The organism is Porphyromonas sp. C0041D3 (assembly GCF_056590575.1).
Window position 1 is genome coordinate 91310 of the sequence record NZ_JBWPWJ010000005.1, and the last position, 21594, is coordinate 112903.

Sequence of the window (21594 nt, forward strand, 5' to 3'; positions counted from 1 at the left end):
ACACCACCAGAAAGATGGGCAACCAAAGCCATTGATTATAATCATTATGGATTACATTGAGGAAAAACTCCAAACTCAAGACTCAAGAAACTCATAAATTTCCTGTCTCATAACAGAAGCTTCCTTCATTCCACAGACGACTAGCATAAGATTTCCATTCTTTGAGTACTTAGGGGAGTGATAGTTCGAGGGAAACAAAAAACCTGACAACTCTCCGACATAAGTACATCCGGACATCAACTCAATAAATTCCAATTCGCCTCCGGGGAGTATTTGCAGGTATTTCTCAAGGTCTGTTCTATATTCCATATTCTCACTGGACCATTTATCTATTAACACGATGCGTTCCTTTCCCCTCCAGATGGCATGCATCCTTTTGATAAGATTGTTAACATACAAATCTCCAAAAGAGTACCCTACTATAACCATAGAATTACTACCGACGATAGCTTTGTGCAAATTACCATGATAAAAGTCGTATGGCATACATATAAGTTTCTCCGTCTTACGAAGACCTGTAATGATAGGCCCCGCTATATATTCCTCGTTATTTTGCGAGACCGGGTTACTTTGCCCCCGTCCTATCATTCGATCCTCCACTTCATCAAAACTAGGATACTTATACAAGTCATATATATCCGTCTCAAATATATCATCATTCGAATGGTCCTTATAGTAGTAGTTGATACATCCATGAATATGATTAATAGTGGAGAGCTTATCTTTATTCTCCATTAGCTTTTTAGGGCGGAAGATGGCATCAGCCCTACCTGGAATCTGCTCGAAACCATCCTCAAAGACTCCCAAACTCTGCTCCACCGTAGTATCATAATTGAAGTTGAAAACATCCCACTTGAAATCACTCTCAAAGAAATCTCTATACCAGTTTTCCTTTCCTTTATCATTCCAAAAGTATTCGTTATAGTCGTTTACAATTCTCATAATACGTAAAACATACTCACTCCTTACAGCAGATAAATCATTTCTATCAAACACAAAATTCTGCTTCGTAAAGGGTGCGAAGTAGGGATATATATATGGATTCTTATTGTTACCAGACCATACACTCTCATATGAGAGCAATTGTTCTATAACATGAAACAATATCTCAAAGTTGACATTTGGCTTCAAGTCATCCTCCCACCAGATATTTGGATCTACAGGAAACTTTTTGATCAACTCGTCATAAATATCATTCACCACAGTGATCTCTCTACTATCGTTGAAGATATCACGATAGGGTTTTAATACTTCTTCCGTTATTTTCTTTGTCGTGGGAGTCACTATATTACCAGGGAAATTCATATCCAAAACTGCCCCGGCACCCATGATCATAGTAACCCGATGATTAGTCTCACGCATATTAGCAATGCATTACAATGTGATTAAACCTCCTATTATACACCACTTGTTTTCACAATATACCTATTTCCTTATGGTAATAGCATCTGTTCTCACTCAATGCTCAAGCACACTGTTTTTGCCCTATAGCTCAAAAACCCTTCAAGAGCTACTCAAGCTCACGCAAAGGGGGGTGCGCCGAAGATAATACTCGACACACCCCCCTTAAATAGCGTGAGCTTAACACTCACATATAATGTACTAAAGCAGGATTAGAATTACTGTACCAGAGGATTCTGCTTAATAACACCTCCGGCAGCCTTAATCTCATCGTAAGGAATCGCAAATTCCCAGGCAGGAGAATTAACATCCTTAGGGATATACCTGACGAGGTCTCCGGTATTTCTCTTCCTGAACATCTCAGCAGCTGCACCGCTAAGGTACTTCACATTACTTGCCGTAGAGCGATCAAAGGTAATTCCGAGACGCTTGATATCAAAGAAGCGAAGTCCCTCACCCCAGTGATCAATCCGCTTATTGCGCATAATCTCAGAGATAAGCTGCTCCCCAGAGTACTGAGAGGCATTGTATTCAGGGTCACGAGTCACCATAATTTCTCCCAGCGTTTTCTGAGCCGCAGCATCCTTGCCTTGGCGAGCCTCAGCCTCAGCCTTGATGTAGTACAGCTCTGAGAGTCGGAGGATGAGCATATCACCTCTGGAGCTGTCGCTGGACTGTGCCCAGAACTTCACCTGCTGCCCCGTAGACGACCACTTGCCACCGGCATAGTTACCCAGCGCAAAGAGCTCTTCATTTACTCCGCTTGGGATCTCATCACCAAGATCGGCGCAGACGAACCACTTACGACGGGCATCATTCTTCCCCATAGGATCATAGATGTCACGATTGATCGCGAAGTGCGTTCCTCCGATCTGCCATGCCTTGAAGTTACAAGACACGTGGGCCATATACCCCCAATACCCCTGGTCTTGATCAGAGGCCTGCTTGTAGCCCCAGATCCACTCGGTGGCATTGATATCGTTGAACCCATCCAGCAGGTCTGTACCCGTCTGCAGCTTGATATTGCCATTCTTCTTTGCAATACCCTCTGCAGCATACTTCTCAGCAGCGGCATAGTCTTGCTTAGCCAAAGCCACACGAGCGGCAATGGCACAAGCAGCACTATAAGAGATCTGGTTCTTATCCTGCGTCTCGACTCTTGACAGATGATCCAGAGCCTTGGCAATGTCACTGTCGATCTGATCATAGATCTCCTTGACAGAGGCACGGGGTAGCGGGTCAGTCTTCTCGCCATCAAGCTTCAGAGGCACAGCAGGAGTGTCGTTAGCACCACCCTTTACATACCTCTTTCCGAAGAGCTGAGCCAGAAAATGGTAAGACATAGCCCTGAAGGTGTATGCCTGCCCCAGGAGGTAGTCCTTTTCTTTCTCGGAGACCTTTGAAGCCTCAGCGGAATTGATGATAGTGCTAGACTGATTGATAATGGAGTAGAAAAACAGCCAAGCCCTCTCATTAATTTCACCATAAGGATTTGTGTGATCCTCATAGCGATGCAACCCCATATAGATGGCGGGGACAGAGTTGATAAAGTCGTCGCCCAGGTAGTCCATCTTGAACATTAAGGATCCATAGCCTACCCCGAAGCCCTGAGGATTCCCCATAGCATCGTAGTAGTCATAGTTGTACATGGTGTTGTGTACACCATCCAGCAACGCCTTCATTCCGTTGAAGGAGCCACTCAGCTGGTCGCGGGTAAGTGCGTCTGTGGGAGCCGTATCCAAAAAGTCCTTAGAGCAGGAAGTTAGCGTCAGACCACACAGTAGTAGCACTGTTGCAATAATATTTCTTTTCATAATATAATCGGTGCGTATCTACTTTAGAAGTTGAAAGAGAAGCCAGCCGTTACGGTACGTGCAAACGCATACCCGGCTGCACCTACAACACCGTCAAACTGACCCATTGGGTTAAGTCCCTTTCGCTTAGAGGCGAGGAAGAGATTCTCACCGGAAAGAGAGATACGGGCATTAGAGAAGCCATAATCCTCGAGCCAGCTATTTGGCAGTGTGTAGCTGAGGCTGATATTCTTCAGCATCAGAGCAGTAGAGGAGATAAGGTGCCTTTCGGAAATCATGTTGTCATACTGTCCGTCAGGACCGGCATCAAGACGTGGCACATTGGTGATCTGACCGGGCTTGGTCCAGGCATTCAGCATATCCTTATGCATAGCTTTACCTCCACCAATGTTACGACCCATAAGACTAGCATATCCGCTGTCCAACGTCTTACCACCGAGCTGATAAGCGAAGTTGACGTTGAAGTCAACGCTCTTCCATCTCAGAGAAGTACCAAATCCACCATAGAGATCAGGAATAGAGGAGCCGAAGAAGTCCTTCTTGGCAAACTTTCCATTCTTCGTCCAATTCTCTGATTCAGTACCCTTCTCCCCGAGACCCTTTGCATCGGGGTAGTTCTTACGATCTATCTCGTAGATGGCAACACCATCCTTAGGATCTACCTTTACAAAAGAGTTGAGGTAAAAATCGTAGATGCTTCCGCCCTCCACATACTTGTGGTAATCCAGCTCAATACCATCCTCACGGTTGGCCTCGGGGAGACGAACAATCACGTTGCTCACCTTAGTACCATTAAAGAAGATACTCCAGTCCCAATCGTTGCTGCGGATAATATCGTACTTTAAGTCAAACTCAACTCCACGGTTACGGACCTTTCCAAGATTGGTATTGATCTCAGTCTTACCGGTAGAGATGACCAGAGGCTTACCGAAGATCAGGTCAATAGACTCCTTATTGAAGAACTCTACAGAACCTCTCAGGCGATTAAAGAGAGAGAACTCCAAAGCGACATCAAAGCTGGACTGTGTCTCCCACTTGATCTTAGGATCAGCAATGGTAGTGAGCGCAAGACCTACGGAAGATCCATTGTTGAATCCAAATCCGTAAAGCGACTGATAGGCATAGTAATTGCTCAGATCGTGAGTGAGCAGATCGTCATTACCTGTGCGACCATAGGAAGCTCTCAGACTAAGGTTGTCCAGCCAATCACTGGTGCTCTTCATAAACTCCTCATTGGAAATATGCCATCCGGCACCGACTGCCCAGAAATTACCCCATCGGCTGTCACGAGCAAAGCGCGAGCTACCGTCTCTACGATAGGAGGCTGAGAAATTGTACAGGTCGGAGTAGTCATAGTTGACACGACCGAAGTAACCCTCTTTCCTGTAGCTATCCGTCAAGGAAGAGAGCGCATCCTGACTACTGAAGTTACCAAACTCATCAATCCCAAGGATCAGCATCCCCTTCTTTGTAGCATTCAGGGACTGATACTGATATTTATAGCTCTCGTGACCGAGAAGGGCAGAAATACTATGGTCGCCAAAGGTTTTGGAGTAGTCAAGCAGCTGATTAAATGTCAGCGTTGTATAGCGACCATCTTCGATAGTCAGCAAACCTACAGGCTGATCGCCCATAATATTGTTGAAGCGCTGCTTGTACTTCTGGTTAACCAGATCGTAAGCCACATTGGTAGTAAACTTAAGCTCCGGCAGGATCTTGAAGATCGCACTGCCACGAGAGGTCAACATATCTCTCGTGTAGATCCCAAAGTCCAGCTCGCCCTCATACACAGGGTTGAACTTTTCCATATACTTACGACCTCTATAGTAGTCGTATTGAGGCTTCCCGTCTTCCCCTACGAGCAGCTTCCCGGTCTCAAAGTCATGAGCATGGATGGGATAGTGGGGTGCAATGCCAGCTGCGAAGTAGAATGAATTGGAGCTATAGCTACCGGCACTTCTCTTGGGAGCAGTATTGACGGCCTGTACGAAGGAGACGTTTCCGCTCAGGTCAAGCCACTTGGTAGCGTTGTAGTCTACACTCACACGTCCGGAGGTCCGTTGGTAGCTGGTATAGTTACGATACCCCTGCTCAGAGATATGCCCCAGAGACATATAGCTGCGCACGTTTTCCCCGCTATAGGCTCCACTCAGGTTATACTCACCCCTGTAACCTACACGGAAGAGAGCATCATTCCAGTTCAGGTCATCGCCCCACTTTAGACCGGTGATCTCAGGATTGAGCGATCCGTCAGGGAGGACATAGAGGGGAGCCTCCCACTTAGACTTATCCTTGGAGGCACCGAGGACAGGATTACCACCATCCATACCTACTACGGCCACACCACTCTGGATCCCAGAGTAAGGATTGTAATTCGCAAGATTCTCATTGCTATGCAGCTCATAGTTTGCCCAGTATGCAGCCTGATCATTGTCCAAGCCATACTGATACTGGTACTGATTGCGCCACTGACTCCACCTCAGCTTCATCCAGTCGTCAATGCCTACAGTATCGTAGTACTCTTGTCCACGTGTGCTAAAGCCCTGATTGGTGCTGAATGTGAAAGTCGGCTTGCCACTGCCACCTCGTGAACCACTCTTTGTCGTGATAAGGATGACACCATTACCTGCGCTTGAGCCATAGAGTGCCGTTGCGGCCGCATCCTTGAGCACGGAGAGACTCTGGATATCCTGAGGGTTAAGATCTGCGAGAGATCCATTATAGACCGTACCATCAACGATAAAGAGAGGCGCAGAGCCTGCATTCACAGAGCCAAAACCGCGAATACGAATCGCAGCAGACGAGCCCGGCTGTCCAAGAGCAGAGATAGACTGCACGCCCGGAGCTGCACCTGCAAGTGCATTCGTCACGTTCGTAATTGGACGGGTCTCCAGTTGCTTGGAGGTGATATTACTCTGTGCGCCCACAAGTGACTGCTTCTTGGCGGTACCATAAGCCACAACGACGACGTCGTCAAGCATTTCAGCATCGGGAGCCATCTTGATGGTGAGCTGTGCAGCTGCCATGACCTCCTGGGTCTTGTAGCCGACGTAGGAGACGATAATGGTGGCGCCCTGATTGACAGTCAGCGTAAAGTGGCCATCAATGTCGGTCTGCGCACCATTGGTCGCCACACCCTTCTCGCGGACCGTGGCACCAATGATCGACTGACCAGTCTCGTCGAGGACGGTACCCTTAACGGTCAGCTTCTGAGCAAAGGCGCAACTGATCGATAGCAGAAGAAATGCTAGCAATAGTTCGATTTTCCTTTTCATACTTGCTATTGAAGATTAGTTTTTATGCCCGGCATGGATGCCTCGCATCCGCCGGTTGGTTTGAAAGTTATTAAATGTGTCTTAAGGCAAACTGTCCTCTCCCACGACAGCCGGGGTTATGATCAACAAGAGGACTCGCTCTCCCGCTTGATTAGACGACCTATCCCACACCATCGTATCACAATGTTAAAGTATTCCAACGAATATTCCCAACAGATGAGGAGCGAATGCGTGCAGATTCGCCATTTTAACATTTGACGAAGCGAGTTAAGGCTGTTTTTGCAATCTTCGGGTTACAATATCGTGACACTGAAATAGAATAGTCCTTAAGAAAGCCACCCTGAAGAATAAAAATACTTTCAGAAAAAGCGTGGAGGACATCAGGGGATGAGGAGTCACAGACGATCATGGAGACAGAAACTCAAGGGTCTCCTCTGCCAAGCTTGGCAGGGGAGACCCTTAAAATAAGAAGAGGTCGTATCGTCTACGACCTGAAAGGTCGTTAGTTATTGCTCATATCAAGCAGATAGTGGCTGTCAAGTCCGCTGTACATGGTGACGCCGGAACCATTACCCCACGGGACGAATGAGACATAGGTGGTCTCGTCGAAGTAGGTGGTGAAGTACTTGATCATCTCGTGGATACCTGTACCCTCCTCAAGCGCACCACCAGGAAGATTCTCCCTCTGCCAATCTGTGAGATCAAGTCGATAGATATTACCATCCACCTGAGTGAGCTTACACTCGATATCCAGTCGCTCACCTTGTGCATTGGGCCATACGTATAGGGTGCGAACGCCATTCTTGTAGAGCCCTAACCCTACCTCCTTAACCTTAGTACCTAAAAAGGTGCCGGCAGCTGCGATAATATCATCAACTGCGGGTCCCCACGTCCAATCATTCTTCCCCCAATACCACTTATTCAAGGTGGGTAATGGGCGAATCTTTGCAGGATAATTCCCATTAATATTGAGGACAACGGAGTGGTCCTCTACTGCATGGAAAGGACTCTTGGCATCATCTCTCTCAAACGAGGAGTACTCCTTGTCCTTGATCTTGATCGGCGTTGTAGTCTTGAACCCATTGTCTGTGGGAGAGACAGCATAGGTCTCCTCCGCTCCATCCGGGCTGACTATAACAATGGATGCCTTGTCGTAATTGGCAGAGACGAGATCCCCTATGGGGCCCTGGAAGTAAAACTCCCCAACACGCTCGCCGTCGACCTCCACAGTCCTATAACGATACCCGTTACCGGCCATGAGATAGTTGGTGAAATTCACCAGAGTACTCAGAGCCTCGCCAACACCCTCTGAAGTGGGTGCTGAAGCAAGGGGCTTCAGGATGACGGAGTCATTCATCTGCTTGATCCCCCTCATCACTACGGAGTCAGCAGTAGCGGAGAGCACCTCAAACTCAAGGTCTCCACCAAAGCTCTCGCCCATCTTCTTCTGTCGCTCCTCCGCAGACCCTCTACCATCATAAAGGATGGTGGGGTCGGACAGCATAGACATCATGCCATAGGTATCAAAGCTGAGGACAACACCGCGAGAAGCGGTATACTTATAGGTACTGGTGATCGGATCGGCGCTAAAGTCCGACCAGATGGTTACCTTATGGTCGGGCAGAAACTTGAATTGCAGGTCGGTCTTGAATCCTCTGCTTGTCTTATAGGTGGCACCCCAGCCATTGGTGGCGGAAGTAAGGATCTGATCCACCTGACTCACCCCCTCAAGGACACGCTGCGAAGCGGGCTTGTCGAAGACATCAGCCTCCGTCCTTGAGCATCCGGTCAATGCTAAGGATACGCCCAAGAGTATGGCGCCAAATACTTGTATAGATGTTTTCATATTGCTTTCGTTGTCATCAATTGGTGAATTACTTCTCCTTAACTTTGAGGTCTCTACGACAGCCGTCACAGGAGAACGTACTCAATTGGTCAGCCGGGAAAGCTGCTGCGAGACCCTGAGAAAGAATCTGCTGGTCAAGAGCAGTAGGATGCAGCGTGCCCGAACCATTAACAAGTGCACGAGTATGGATTGTCCCATAGGCCACCTGTAAACGTCGCTGTACAATGTCTCGGAGTTGATCAATGTCGATGCTCCACTTCTCCGCAAGGTAGGAAGCAACAATGGCCTGCTTCCTGATGATGGCACTACGAGCGGCATTCGTCACAGAGACCATGGTGGCATTGTGGATCTGATCGATTTCCTCCTTGGTTTTGTGCTCATTCTCGGCCTTCTCGGCAGCCTCAGCGGCCTTCTCTCTTCCGTCAATGCCGGCGAGTAGCTGCTGCCAGCCGTCGGGAGAGAGGACGAGGTAGTAGGTGAGTGTCTCGACGAAGTCCTCATCCTTATTCTTACGGGCATAGTCGCTCACAAAACCCTCCTCACGAGATATGCGAAAACGCTTGGCATAGTCATCCTTGGGGTTGAACCACTGTCCGGTGTACTTGTCGTCAGTGATCTTCTGGAACTGCTCCGGATAGAGCTTATTCTGATGAAGGATGTGAGAGAACTCATGGAACATCGTGTGGAAGAACTCGGAGAGGTCATCCTTATTCTGCCAGTGATTGATACCGAAGAGAAGGATCTTGCGACCGCCCTCTGCCTGCCCCAGCTTACGCACACCCTCGCCCTCGTACTCGTACTCTCCGAGTAGTAGGATCTGCTTAGGTATGTACGTGCGGATAAAGTCTGCTGGATCCTTATACGCCTTAGAGCCCTCGTAGACCTCTATGTAAGACTGCATGAAGACGTAATCCAGCATCTTCATAAAGGGGACGACATTCTCCTCCATAGGTGGCACAATATCGTATCCGTAGTGCGTCTCAATGTCGGTATATCGCCAGATAGCAGAGACGTTGTAGGGCTTGAGGATGTTCTCGTCCAGCCACTTATCTGTCTCGCTCCTGTTGCCGGTCAGCACCTTGCGACCGCTGTAGTCGACATCCAACGGCTCCTCCTTCTTGCAGGAATTCATCCCCAGAGCCAGGGAAATGGTCATCGCTGAGAGAAGCAGGGAGCGGCAAGTAGTATTGATATTATATTTCATAACGTTCGTATGACTAATTAGTATTACTGATTCTCGGAGGACATCAGTGACTTATCAGACTTCTCATAGCCGGGGTTGGGCTCCAGATTGTATCCCTTGGTCGAAGAGGGGATCTGGAAAGCGTAGCGGGGATCACCTGCCTCAAGGCTCACGGAGCTGCTCTTGGCATCGCGGTGGGAGAGAAGATTGTGCTCCACGGGAAGGTTGTAGTGGCGAATATCCAGCCAGCGCAGACCCTCTTGGAAGAAAGCGACACGACGCATATCGGTAAAGGCCTTGACATATGCTGTCTGCGTCTCATCCAGCGGATAGAAGGGCTTGAATACCCTCTGGTCGGTCTGATAGAAGCTGACAATCTTATCATTAGTAACAGTATAGCGATCATCAGCGGCGGAATAGCCCTTGAAGAACTTGGTGACAAAGAGCTGAAGGGCATCAACGGCCTTAGGATATTCGCCGGTCATTGCATAAGCCTCTCCCATATTGAAGAGCACCTCCTCAGCTGTGACCAATGGCACTGCAATGTATCCTCTGCCGGTACCGGCCTGGACGTTATCGACCTTAAAATACTCCCACCACTTGGGGAAGTTTGCGTAGAGAGTCCCACCGAAATAGGGACCGTTGGGAGTGACCTCGACGCGGAGGAAATTGTAGTGATCTCCGAATCCAGCCTGCGTGCGGATACTGGGCGTAAGGCCATAGCGAGAGTCAGCCACACTACCAACCCACCAGCTCATGGCCACGTTGAGGATGAGATTGGTATTCTCCGTGGGCATGGTGTAAAGCTTTTTCTGCTCGTTGTAGGAGAGGTTGCGGTACTTAGTCATGTCACGGAGCATAATGCCCGGCTCTGTGCCAAGTACAAAGTTTCCAAGCTCCACAACCTTATCCCACTGCCCCAATGTACGGTAGATACGAGTCCCGAGAGCGGCGGCAGAGGTTTTAGTCCAGTGGTACTTAGGCTGAGCATAAGAATTGCCGATGAGAGCATAGCCCTCCTCAAAGTCCTTCAGTATCCGATCATAGGTCTCCTTAAGCGTCCCACGCTTATAGTCCTTGAGGACCACGTCCTCCGGCTCAGTGGGACAGGGGACACCCAGATACTGATCAGCCGTAGTGGGGTCATACGGGCGACAGAAGGTCTGAGCCAGCATATAGATACTGTAGGCACGGATCATAAGTGCCTCGCCCTTACTCTCAGCCACTTTTCTCGCCTGGTCGGCAGTCAGCCCCTTCAGCTCCTCAAGCCCCTTCAGGGCCTGATTGGCTACGGATATGCACTCATACATATTATTCCAGTATCCCGTAGGGGTGTCCTGATACGTAGAGGATATGTACTCCTGGAAGGTATAGATCTCGCGATCGGTGGTAGGATTGGCCCAGGCTCGGATACCCTTGTCTGCGGCATTGTCAGACCGAATCTCGTACATCAGGATATTTGATCTCATCGGATATCCTGAAGTAAGCAGCTCATTAATGGTCTCGACGTTATCCAGCGTGGTACGATCATCAGGATTCTTGTCAAGCCACTTATTGCAACTTACAAGTCCCATGGCGAAGAGGGCGGAGAGCGTAACAGCCGTACCCTTCAATCGTATATTCGTTAGTTTATTCTTCATATTCATTCGATCCTCTATAAGTTCCTTAGAAGCCCAGTCTCAGAGTCAGCGTGTACTGGTGAGGAGTAGGCAGTGCGACACCACCCGCAGCGGAGAATTCCGGATCCACGCCATTGAGCTTCTTGTCAGCATAGATAAGCCAAACATTGGAGGCAACGAACCTAAGCTGTGCTTGGTTTAGGAAGCCAATTTTCTCAAGGAGAGACTGACTTAGACTGTAGGTAAGGGTCACATCCTTCAGGCGGAAGAAGTCTCCCTTGGCGAGACGCACATCGCTATAGTTGTATGCAGAGTAGGCTCTCGCGTAATCAGAGGAAGCCTGAGCAGAGAGACGGCTGTCCAGGATACCCGGGATCACAGTCTTCTCCTCGTCTCCGGCTTTTACCCAGCGATTGAGCATCTCTCGCGGCATGGCATACTGATCGCTATAGCTGCTGTAGAAGTCATACGGCAGACGGATCACGTTACCGGCCTGATAGGTGAAGTAGAGGGAGAGACCCACGTTGCCATAGGTGAAGGAGTGCTCCATACCGCCGGTGATGGTGGGATCCACCGGACCCTCATACTTCAGGAAGTCCAAGTCCGTATTCTGCTGGAAGTCGATACCCTCCATCGTAGCCTTCTTATGCTCGGGGTCGAGATAGAAGAGAGGCGCACCATGACTATTCAGCTTGGCAAAGGGGATGGAGAAGATCGACCGAACCGGATAGCCCTCACGAGGGGAGCCATAGGGGTTCACCAAGTCACTGACACGAGGACGGGTCTGAAGGTTGGTGATCTCATTCTTATTGTACGAGAAGGTCAGATTAGTCGTCCAAGCGAACTTGCCTGCGGTGACGTTCTTGGTATTGAGAGAGAACTCAAATCCGTGGCTGTCCATATTGGCGTAATTGGCCAGCTTGTACATCTGTCCACCAACACCACTGGTCAGGATACTGCCGATCAGGTCAAAGCCCTTACGCCAGTAGAAGTCACCGCTAAAGCTGATCCTATTACTGAAAAGTCCGAGGTCAAATCCTGTATTGAGCTCATACTGCTTCTCCCAGGTCAGCTCCTTATTCTCCAGTTCATCAATATAGGCATAGGTCTCATCATTCTGAGCAATGCCTCGGTAGGTCCGTCCGTTATAGAAGATCGGGAGAGAGTTTCGAGCCGGTCCCATAGAGGCGGTCAGACCATAGGTGGCACGCAGCAAGAGGTGAGAGATCGTCTGGTCAGTCGGGAAGAGCGTCTCCCGGACATTCCATGATCCTGACGCATTCCATGTGGGCAGCCAGCGGGCACTCATGGAGCGTCCAAGCATATTGGATCCATCATAGCGACCGGTGAGATTCACCGTTGCGAGTCCCTTGTACGAGTACGAAAGTGCGGTGAAGAAAGCGACAAATCGGTCGTAGCTATTGTAGAGACCGAAGTAGTTACCACCGCGCTCAAGGATCTGCTTCATGAGCTTGTAGTTGGTAAAGACGGCAGACCCCTTATAGTACTGAATGCCGTAGCCATCGCTCCAGCGATTGACGCGATCAGCACTCTTTACCTCGGAACCGACGAGAGCATTGAAGATGTGCTCATCGTTGAAGGTGTTATTGTAATTGGCAGTGGTACGGAAATAATAACTCTTCATCAGGTCATCCGTATCATAGAGGAAGCCACCGAGAGGAAGGACAACCTCAGGATACGAATTAACCTTGTCCGGATCAGAGTAGAGGTAGGAATTGCTCTGGATGACGGTGGCATTCTGAGTGGCTCGATAGGCCATGGTCATATTGGACCGCTCAGTCACACGGCTCTCTGAGGTGGTCTTCACGAAGCGGGCGCTACCCAGCACATTAATCTCAAGCTCCTTGATCGGCTTGTAGCCGAGATCAACCTGGAACTTTCCATCAATCTGATTGATGAAAAGGTTGTTCTCTTTCAGCTCGTTGAGGATGGAGAAGGGGGCGTAGTTACGCTGATAGTAGAAAGGCGTTACCCCATCATCCTCATAGGCACGCATGGTACGGGTCGTATTGAGTGCATAGCTGAAGGGGTTAATGTCAAAGTCACGAGTGAAGGCACCGGTAAGTGGATTGACTCCCTGGTTTTGAGATCCGGGTGCTTTCTGATCACGATAGCTGGCATTGGTGGAGATCTTGGCCGTCAGCTTGTCGCTAAACTTGTGGCTGACGTTGAAGTTACCGGTATACCGATTCACCCGGTCAGCAATCGTCCATCCGGGATCGTAGAGGAAGGAGAGTGAGCCGTAGAAATTGGTCTGCTTGTTTCCACCCGAGATGCTTACGGAGTGATTTTGCTGAACGGATGGTCTGAAGAGGAGCTTAAACCAGTCGGTATTGCGCTCAGCGGCTTTCTCAAGGAAAGCCAGCTTGGCATCCATGGTATTAGGAAGACCAAAAGCCTGCTTCTCGGGATCCCAAGTATTGATAAGGTTACTCATAACGAAGAACTCGCCCGCATTGCTGGCGCGTCCCGTCCATGAATCATTGAGCCACCCCTTGTCGTACATCTCAAGGAAGATGTCCATCTGGTCGGCAGAGTTGATCACGTTATAGTCAGAGTAGCGAGGACGCTGACGAAGGGTAAACTCTCCCGAGTATGCAACGTTCGTGCGACCGGAGCCACCACTCTTTGTCGTAATTACGATGACGCCATTCATCGCACGTGCACCATAGAGTGCGGTGGCAGACGCGTCCTTCAAGATCTGGAAGGACTCAATATCGTTAGCATTGAGACCGGCGACAGCACTGGCAAGCAGGGTATTGGCATTACCGGTTGCCAAGTCATCTGCGGAGACATTGACCACATCCTCAAGGACAACACCATCAACCACCCAGAGCGGCTTGGAGTTACCATAGATGGAGGAGGCACCGCGGACACGGATCTTAGGTGCCGCACCAAAGGTACCTGAGACGTTCTGCACCTGTACACCGGCGACCTTACCTTGAAGCATTTTAGAGACGTCCGTATTACCATCGACCAGAGCGTCTTTAGCATCCACCTTGGCAGCAGAGCCGGTGAAGAGACGGCGGTCGATCTTGCTGTACCCGGTCTCTACGGTGACGCCCTCGAGGAGCTGTGCATCGGGCTCCAGCTTGATGGTCAGCTCGGCTTTTGCCTTGACCTCCTTGGTCTTGTACCCCACATAGGAGAAGATCAGCGTTGCTCCTTGGTTAACTGTCAAGGTGAAGTGGCCGTCGATGTCGGTCTGCGCACCATTGGATGGCACACCCTTCTCACGGACCGTTGCTCCTATGATCGATTCGCCTGTCTCATCGAAGACCGTACCCTTTACGGTCAACTTCTGAGCAAAAGCGCAACTGATCGATAGCAGAAGGAAGGCCAGTAGCAGTTCAATTTTCCTTTTCATACTTGCTATTGATGATTAAGTAAGTTAGCTGTCGGATGATACAACCCACAGTCTAAGTTCCACTACACGTACAGGGAGATAAGAGGCCGACATTCGCAAAATAATGACTATCGGCCGTCGACTTGGTGCAAAATTTCGAGACTCCGACGGTTACTTCGCAAAGTAATTAACCTCTAATTTCTCGCCTGTATCTATGTACTTCAATGTTAACCCTTTTTAGAGGTAAGTCCAAGTATTTGGAGGTTAACCTTAACCAATCGGTCCATTTTAACATTTCCGGAGGACAAAATGGACAGAATTGTCACCCGCAGATAGCAATCTGAGGTTTTTTTACAAAGGAGATCTATTTTACAATTTTGTATGTTTCTGGTGGATTTTTCTTTTACCGATATTAGAGAAGACTAATATCGGTATTAGTTTTCTCTAATACCGATATTAGAATTTGCCGGTTGACGAGGGGGTGGTGAGGGGGCTGTCTTGTCGGACGAGTCGGACGAGTCGGACGGGGCAGACGACCTGCACAGAGCCCAGACCACCAACATACCAGCATCCGCAAGGGGTGTCACACCCCCGCCCTATTTCACGAGAGGCGATCCAGCAGAGGACCCCGGTAGGGTGTCGCCGAGCAGATATCCCCTTCCACGACATCCCGGAGACCGGGTACCTATAGAGACGAGTAGTCAGGAGGACCTTAAGGAGCTATCTCCTCAAGGTCCTCCTGACGCTTGTGATGCTGTGAGCTACTCTTGGTAGTCCTCAGTAGAATATGTGGATAGCCTACTCTACTTCCGGACTACTCGGACATAGAGACGGATAGTGAGGTGAGACCTTCCATCGGTAGCCGTGATCCGTATAGGTGCTGTGCCGACAGACTTCGGGCTGAGGGAGAGGATCGCATCCTTTAGCGTCACGCCAGCGACGCTCTCTCTCTCAGACGTAGCCTCGTAGGTGAGAGTGGCGCCAGGGGTGCCACGGAAGATCTTGTTGAGGTCCACTGTACGACCGGTCTCACCCTGCTTGACCACCAGCTCAGTGAGGTTAGCAGCGAGCTCAATGGGCGTATAGGAGATGCTCTTGAAGGGGATCTCCATGCTGGTCGACTTGCCATACTCATCCGTAAGGATCAGTGTGAGGGCATAACTCCCGAGGTGCTGAGCTCCACTGATAGTGATCACAATGGTATCATCCTCGCGGACGGCAGTCACGCCGGAGAGGTCACCCTCGAGACGATAGGTCCACTTGTGGCTATCCGCATCAGTGACCTTGAGGCGAAGCGTATAGCTCGCCGTCCTGTCAAGTGTAAGAGGGCTCTCAGGCATCCCCTCCGTAATGACCGGGGCGTTATTGACACTCGTCTTAATCTCAGAAGTAGCCAGTCCGGAGGTGTTGCCGAAGCGGTCTACTGCCACCACACCCACGTAGTAGATGGTTCCATCCTGGAGCCCTGCAATCCGCCCGGTGATACTCTTCCCGAGAGGTAAGCCGCTGCCATAGACCTCTACGAAAGGAGTCTTCTCAAGGTCGGATGCAGTGATGGGGCTCTGGCTGTAGTAGAGTCGGTAGAGAGTTGCCGTCTCATCCAGCCCATCCTCATCCTTGGCGACGGGCCAAGTGAGAGAGGCAGTAGTATAGCCGACCTCAGCGGTGATCTTACCGGGAGTCTCAGGCGCAATCTTACCATCGTCAAGCAGTGCGGCCGCAGCATCAAGGTAACCGGAGCCGAGTAGTCCACGGAATTGACGATTGAGATCCCCGATGCTATAGGGCTTGACGGCAGAGATGAGCCGTTGCTTGAGCATCTCGGAGGTGTAGCCCATACGACCATACTTAGATACGATCAGTGCAGCGACACCGGATACGTGAGGGCAGGCCATAGAGGTCCCCTGCATATAGCCGTACCCACTCTTGTCGTACGCAGTGGGGACCGTGCTGAGCACCCCACCCCGATCAAAGTGGCGGTTTTGGTCTCCACCCGGAGCCGAGATGGACACCCAGTCACCACTATTGGAGTACGAGGCACGCTGGAAGTCCCAGCCGAAGGAGGCGACGCTGATGCAACCCTCATACGAGCCGGGGAGGCTGTGGAAAGTAAGTCCGTCATTGCCTGCAGCGAAGATGACCACACCTCCTGCCATTGGGCTCTTGGGATCCTGAGTGCCATCCTCCAGCTTGCCGGCATTGCGGACAAAGTAATCGATCGCCTCACGGTCCTGCTGCGGGAGGGTCCTGGGTCCCGGGGCTCTGTAGCCCCAGGAATTCTGACTGATGACAGCCCCATGGTCTGCACCGTAAACAATGCCTGCGGCACCACCGAGGGAGCGCTCCGTGTCGTAGCCGAACACCTGAGCATTGATCAGGGTAACACCGGTACCGGGAGTACCATCACCTCCGGCAATACCGCAGACACCGATGCCATTGTTATTAACGGCAGCGATGGTGCCGGCGACGTGAGTTCCGTGACCGGATGCATCGTAGATATTTCCCTTACCCTTGGGGTGATTGTTCTTATCAAGCACGAAGTTGAAGCTTCGCTCTACATCGACATGACCTGCAAGGTCGGGATGCTTGTAATCAATACCGCCATCGACGACACAGACGATGACATTGGGCTTTCCGGTCTCCATCTGCCAAGCCGGAAGGAGGTTAATATCAGCACCAGCGATGCAATTGGGGTAGTGATGACCATCGTTGTAGTAGTGCCACTGAGCGGGAAGCAAGGGGTCATCAAAGCGGTCCATCGCTCTAGTGGCATTTCGCTCACTAAGCTCTCTGAGCTGCTCAGCCGGGACCGGTGTGATCTTAGACTCCGGTGTGGCCATTGCCCACTGGAGCTCTACCGCCTCAAAGCTCTCAGAGGCCTCTACCAGAGCCTTAGCCTTATGCGGCGGGACCTGACCCGCATAGGTAACGATCATCCAGCGATCCAGCCCTGCCTCGTGACGACGCGCCCTGAAGGCGTCCTCGTCGAGGAAGAGAGGGGTCATAGTGATCTCGCCTAAGGTCTCCGGCCAGTACGCGGCGTCTGAGGAGAGTGCTCTCGTGACAGAGGCAGATCCGCCTTGGCGGTAGGTAGTCAGCTGCTCAGGAGTGAGCTTAACGACCAGTGTCCCCGGGATGACATTGGTGTAGTTCTCCCCATGGTTGCTCTGCTGCTCCACGATGGGTGCGCTCTCCTGGTCAGGCTGATCCGTCGAGACACAAGAGGAGAGCCCCATGAGGGCAGGAATGAGCAGGGAGGCTGATAAGTAATGTATATGTTTCATCTCATTAGTGTCGGTTAGATAGGAAAGTGTCGGACGCTCTCACACCGGTAGCAACAGCAGCCTCCTCAGGCACTGCGGCAGACGTGAGAGATCGAGTGGCGGGAGTCATCTTCTTGTAGTAAAGGACTGCCATCACGGTATCATCTCCCTCGACGACGCCCTTGAAGTCCGCCAACATCACGTAGACCTCCATGCCCTTCTGAGCATTTTGGTACCTCATGCCGAGGCTGGGGGCGACACCATGGTACTCGTAGCCATTGGCCTTGAGGAGGTCAGAGAATTCCTTGGTGGTCTTGAACTTCAGCGTCCTCTTGTCGATGATGAATAGGATCTTGGACTTGTCACGGAAGACGAGCTTGCAGTCGGTGACACTCTGGATCTTATCCCCTGGGTTGATATTGCGTGGGGGATAGGAGAAGTAGAAGGTGTACCACCGCATATCCTCGGGAGTGCCCTCGGCAGCCTGATAGAGCGCCATATAGACATCATCCGGACGACTCGGATCGGTATTTGCCTTCTGCACGAAGAGCTGCTTACTCTTGAGCGTCTCCGTCTCCCACTTATCTATGTCGGGGAACTTGACATCCTTCTTATCCACTCGATCGAGCATCCCCTCCGGTCCCAGGGGTAGGGTCTCAAAGGTGGAGAGAGGACCATCCTGACGGTACTCGGGAGTAAACTCGAAGTAGAAGTTGTCATCCTGCCTGCTGTAGGCTGTGCGGACAGAGAAGTAACCATCGGGGCTGACCAAGTGGACATCATCCTCATGGTGGTCATACCTCTTGGTATACCCCTGAGCGAGGAGATACTGCACAAAGGGGTGGTCCTCCCTTGGCATCTCATCGGTCTCTACAGTCACTCTGGCTGACTCATAGATGTTGTCGTAGTCAACAGCACGGAAGTAGCTAATCTGGGGGAGGAGGTCGCTGGTGGTCTTGAAGGAGAGCACATCCGGTGAGCCCATAAACCCGTCCTTGGATCCGATTTGCATAAAGGTGAAAACGAAGCCTCTGCCCTCCTCAAAGTCGATTAGATCCCTGTAGACGAGCTCCTTGGTATCATCCTTGAAGGGCTCAAAGAAGAGTAGTGGAGCAGCCTGGGTGACCGTCACCTCTTGCGCCTCCTTACCCTCGTAGCCAAGGATAACCTTAGCGCTCCGCTCCTCCTGTGTGGTATTACGGGTGGCGCGGATCAGGAGCAGTCCCTTCTCAGGCACAGAGCTTACTGAGAGCCAGTCGGCTCCCTCCTCTGTGCGGACTGCCCATGCGGAGCTATTGCTCTCCACGCGGACTACGCTCTCTCCACCCATTGCGGTGAGACTGATCTCCTTAAGATCAGTGGATAAGGTCATATCAGCTGCGGACTGGGTCACCTGGATCCTGCCTGCCCGATGACCGAGAAGCAATTGCACCGTCGTATGGCGATCTTGCGAGTCGTTATTCTCTTGTGCGGTTAGGACGACGTCAGAGCCCTTTCGGGTCACTTGGAGCCAGTCGACATCAGGCGTAAGCATATAGTCCCAGTCCTCCATCTCACTCTCATCCATCTTCATGGTGACCGTCTCTACAGAGGCGCTCTTGGGGAGCGTGATCTGTGAGGCTGAGAGCGGTATGGTGACGGGAGTCTCATCCGGAGCATCCTTGCTGCAGGCCGTGACCAGCAGGACACAGAGTGCAAGGAGGGGGAGGATCGTGTCTCTATATAGTCTCATAAGTTATGATCTCTATGGGGTCCGACTCTCTTATCGACGGGGAGCACGATGGCTGTATCTATTGTAGCCGAGAGACCCGATACGGCTGTAGTCTCCCTTCTTAGCCTGGCGGATGGCGATAGCCGCCTCAGACTGAGCCCCGGAAGCCTTCTCATTGTAGAGCATATAGTAGCCAAGCTCCAATGCCTTAGCGTTGTCAAAGACATCAACGAACCTGACGGCACTGACATACAGTACCCGTACCCACTTGCTGTCTACTCGCTTGGCATAGTAGTATACACCTTTGTCGTTACGTCCGTCGTACTCAAAACCATTGGTCTTGAGAAGGTCCTCAAACTCAGAGGTAACAAACTGATTTTTCCCCTCCAGGCGAATAGCGAGGCTTGGGTCACGGAAGTAAAGGCAGACCTCACCAACAGACTGCAGGAGACCGGATACCTGAGGATGGTCCTTGGTGAAGAAGAAGTAGGTTCGGATCCCTTCCTCTTGTGCGCCGGTCAGGTTGGTCTTAAAGGAGACCATTCTGTAGAGGTCAGGATTATCCTTATCCATCACCGGCCACTCACCGCCCTTATTGAATGTACTGCCGGCCTTGGTCTCAAAGTCGAGTACCTCCTTGTACTTCACGGCTGGATTATTGAGCAGGTCCATTAAGCCCTTGGGTCCCTCAGGCAACTTACTGAAGGTAGGGTAGGCCTTTGTCTGAGGATACGTTGGCTTGAAGGAGATAACGGAGCCACCTTCCGTGATATTGATCTGGGCAAATACGAGATCGTCCTTTCTGAAGTAAGACTTCACAAGATCCTGAGACAGATCCTTATCCAGCTCGTAGCCATTAGCCTCGAGGAGCTTCATATAGGCCTCGGTCTCAGCATGACTGACGTTATCCTTCTCATAGATCAGCGTCTGAGCGACGGTATACTTGGGGTCTCCCATCTCCTGTACATAGACGAGTACAGGCATCACGTCACTGGAGGTAATATACTGCGCAATGCCATTGATAGGCTCTTCCCTCAGCTTATCGTAGCCGGGCTGCTGGTAGGCTTGGAGGATATTACCTCTCTCCCTCTCAAAGTTCATCATATCGATGGTCCGATAGGTCTCTCCCGGCACATAGGGAAGGATGTACTTCTCTACACCCTTCTGCGTCACCTTGAGAGCAAATTGCTCTCCGCTCTCCGTCTTAGCAATGATGGTCGCTGTACGATCATCGTAGGAGTTGTTGGCAGACGCCTTCAAGACGAGGATATTATTATCTCCGGAGGCGGTCACCTTGAGCCAGTCAATCTCTGCTGGGAGAGGCTCGAGACTCCAGGACTGGGTATTAGTCTCGACGGTAACCATCCGGCTCTCTTCCTTATTCGTAAGGGTTATCTCGTCCGTATTTCCGAAGCTTATCTTGGCCTCTGCGGCAGATTGGATGACGGAGATCTTCTTATTATTCTTGCTACCAATGATGACGATGGTGGCAGTCCGCTGAGCTCCCAGCTGATTGGGTGCCACCTTGACGGTAAGCTTATCCTCGCTCTGTGTCAGAGTAAGCCACTGCCCCTCAGGAACGTTGGAGATATAGGTCCACTCCTTGGATCCGGTGACGGTGATGTCCTGTGAGCCACCGTCATTGGCAAAGGTGAGTGCGGTATTGCTGACCGAGACATTGCCGACTGAGCTGTCATCGGGTGTATTATCAGACTTACAGCCGCTTAGAGTAAGGAGGCCTACAATAGTAAGCCAAAGAAGTACTTGTTTTGTCTTCATGACAATGGTTGGATTAAGTGATTATTGTCTCTCTCGTTTTGTCTATGGCCTTCCACATTGGGTAGGAGTCGCCTACCGCCTTGGTTAGTCACTCGCTATAGACAAACTTAATAATTCTTCACACCGAAGTAAATCTTAAATTACCGAAAAAGCACTTCGGGGAGAGAATTTGATCCATTTCGTAGCAGAATAAGGGCATTTCCGTTAACTTGGGTTTACAATTCGCCCTATAGGCGTCTGGTTTACCATAGAGAGAAGGCAAGGGCGATGACATATCGCCCTCATCGGACCACTCAAAAGCTCTCACCACACATGATGACTCTAATGCGTTGTCGC

Annotated in this window: 10 protein-coding genes; all 10 read right to left on the reverse strand. The window is 50.7% G+C overall.

Annotated elements, in window-relative coordinates:
• Window positions 1-75: 75 nt before the first annotated feature.
• The 10 genes from AC1EKE_RS04965 to AC1EKE_RS05010 all read right to left on the reverse strand — a co-directional run bounded on the left by AC1EKE_RS04965 (window position 76) and on the right by AC1EKE_RS05010 (window position 21258).
• Window positions 76-1335, reverse strand: coding sequence for an SIR2 family protein (locus tag AC1EKE_RS04965; RefSeq protein WP_480308509.1), 1260 nt, complete (start codon window positions 1333-1335; stop codon window positions 76-78).
• A 284-nt stretch (window positions 1336-1619) separates the two neighbouring features.
• Complete coding sequence (locus AC1EKE_RS04970) at window positions 1620-3215, reverse strand: RagB/SusD family nutrient uptake outer membrane protein (protein ID WP_480308510.1); 1596 nt, start codon at window positions 3213-3215, stop codon at window positions 1620-1622.
• A 23-nt stretch (window positions 3216-3238) separates the two neighbouring features.
• Window positions 3239-6490: a SusC/RagA family TonB-linked outer membrane protein gene (locus AC1EKE_RS04975; protein ID WP_480308511.1), complete on the reverse strand. Its 3252-nt coding sequence runs from the start codon at window positions 6488-6490 to the stop codon at window positions 3239-3241.
• Window positions 6491-6992: 502 nt separating this feature from the next.
• A complete protein-coding gene (locus tag AC1EKE_RS04980) occupies window positions 6993-8336 on the reverse strand; it encodes a DUF4302 domain-containing protein (RefSeq protein ID WP_480308512.1) in 1344 nt (447 codons plus the stop codon).
• A gap of 28 nt (window positions 8337-8364) precedes the next feature.
• Window positions 8365-9540 (reverse strand): substrate import-associated zinc metallohydrolase lipoprotein, encoded by a 1176-nt coding sequence (locus AC1EKE_RS04985; RefSeq protein ID WP_480308513.1) that lies wholly within the window; start codon window positions 9538-9540, stop codon window positions 8365-8367.
• 23 nt (window positions 9541-9563) lie between these two features.
• Window positions 9564-11159 carry a RagB/SusD family nutrient uptake outer membrane protein gene (locus AC1EKE_RS04990; protein WP_480308514.1) on the reverse strand — a complete coding sequence of 532 codons (1596 nt, stop codon included), beginning with the start codon at window positions 11157-11159 and terminating at the stop codon, window positions 9564-9566.
• Between the two features lie 25 nt (window positions 11160-11184).
• Window positions 11185-14526: a SusC/RagA family TonB-linked outer membrane protein gene (locus AC1EKE_RS04995; protein ID WP_480308515.1), complete on the reverse strand. Its 3342-nt coding sequence runs from the start codon at window positions 14524-14526 to the stop codon at window positions 11185-11187.
• A gap of 782 nt (window positions 14527-15308) precedes the next feature.
• Window positions 15309-17789 (reverse strand): S8 family serine peptidase, encoded by a 2481-nt coding sequence (locus tag AC1EKE_RS05000; RefSeq protein ID WP_480308516.1) that lies wholly within the window; start codon window positions 17787-17789, stop codon window positions 15309-15311.
• Between the two features lie 4 nt (window positions 17790-17793).
• Window positions 17794-19500, reverse strand: coding sequence for a BACON domain-containing protein (locus AC1EKE_RS05005; protein WP_480308517.1), 1707 nt, complete (start codon window positions 19498-19500; stop codon window positions 17794-17796).
• A gap of 30 nt (window positions 19501-19530) precedes the next feature.
• The gene (locus AC1EKE_RS05010; protein ID WP_480308518.1) at window positions 19531-21258 is read right to left on the reverse strand and encodes a BACON domain-containing protein; all 1728 of its coding nucleotides are present in this window, start codon (window positions 21256-21258) and stop codon (window positions 19531-19533) included.
• Window positions 21259-21594 lie beyond the last annotated feature (336 nt).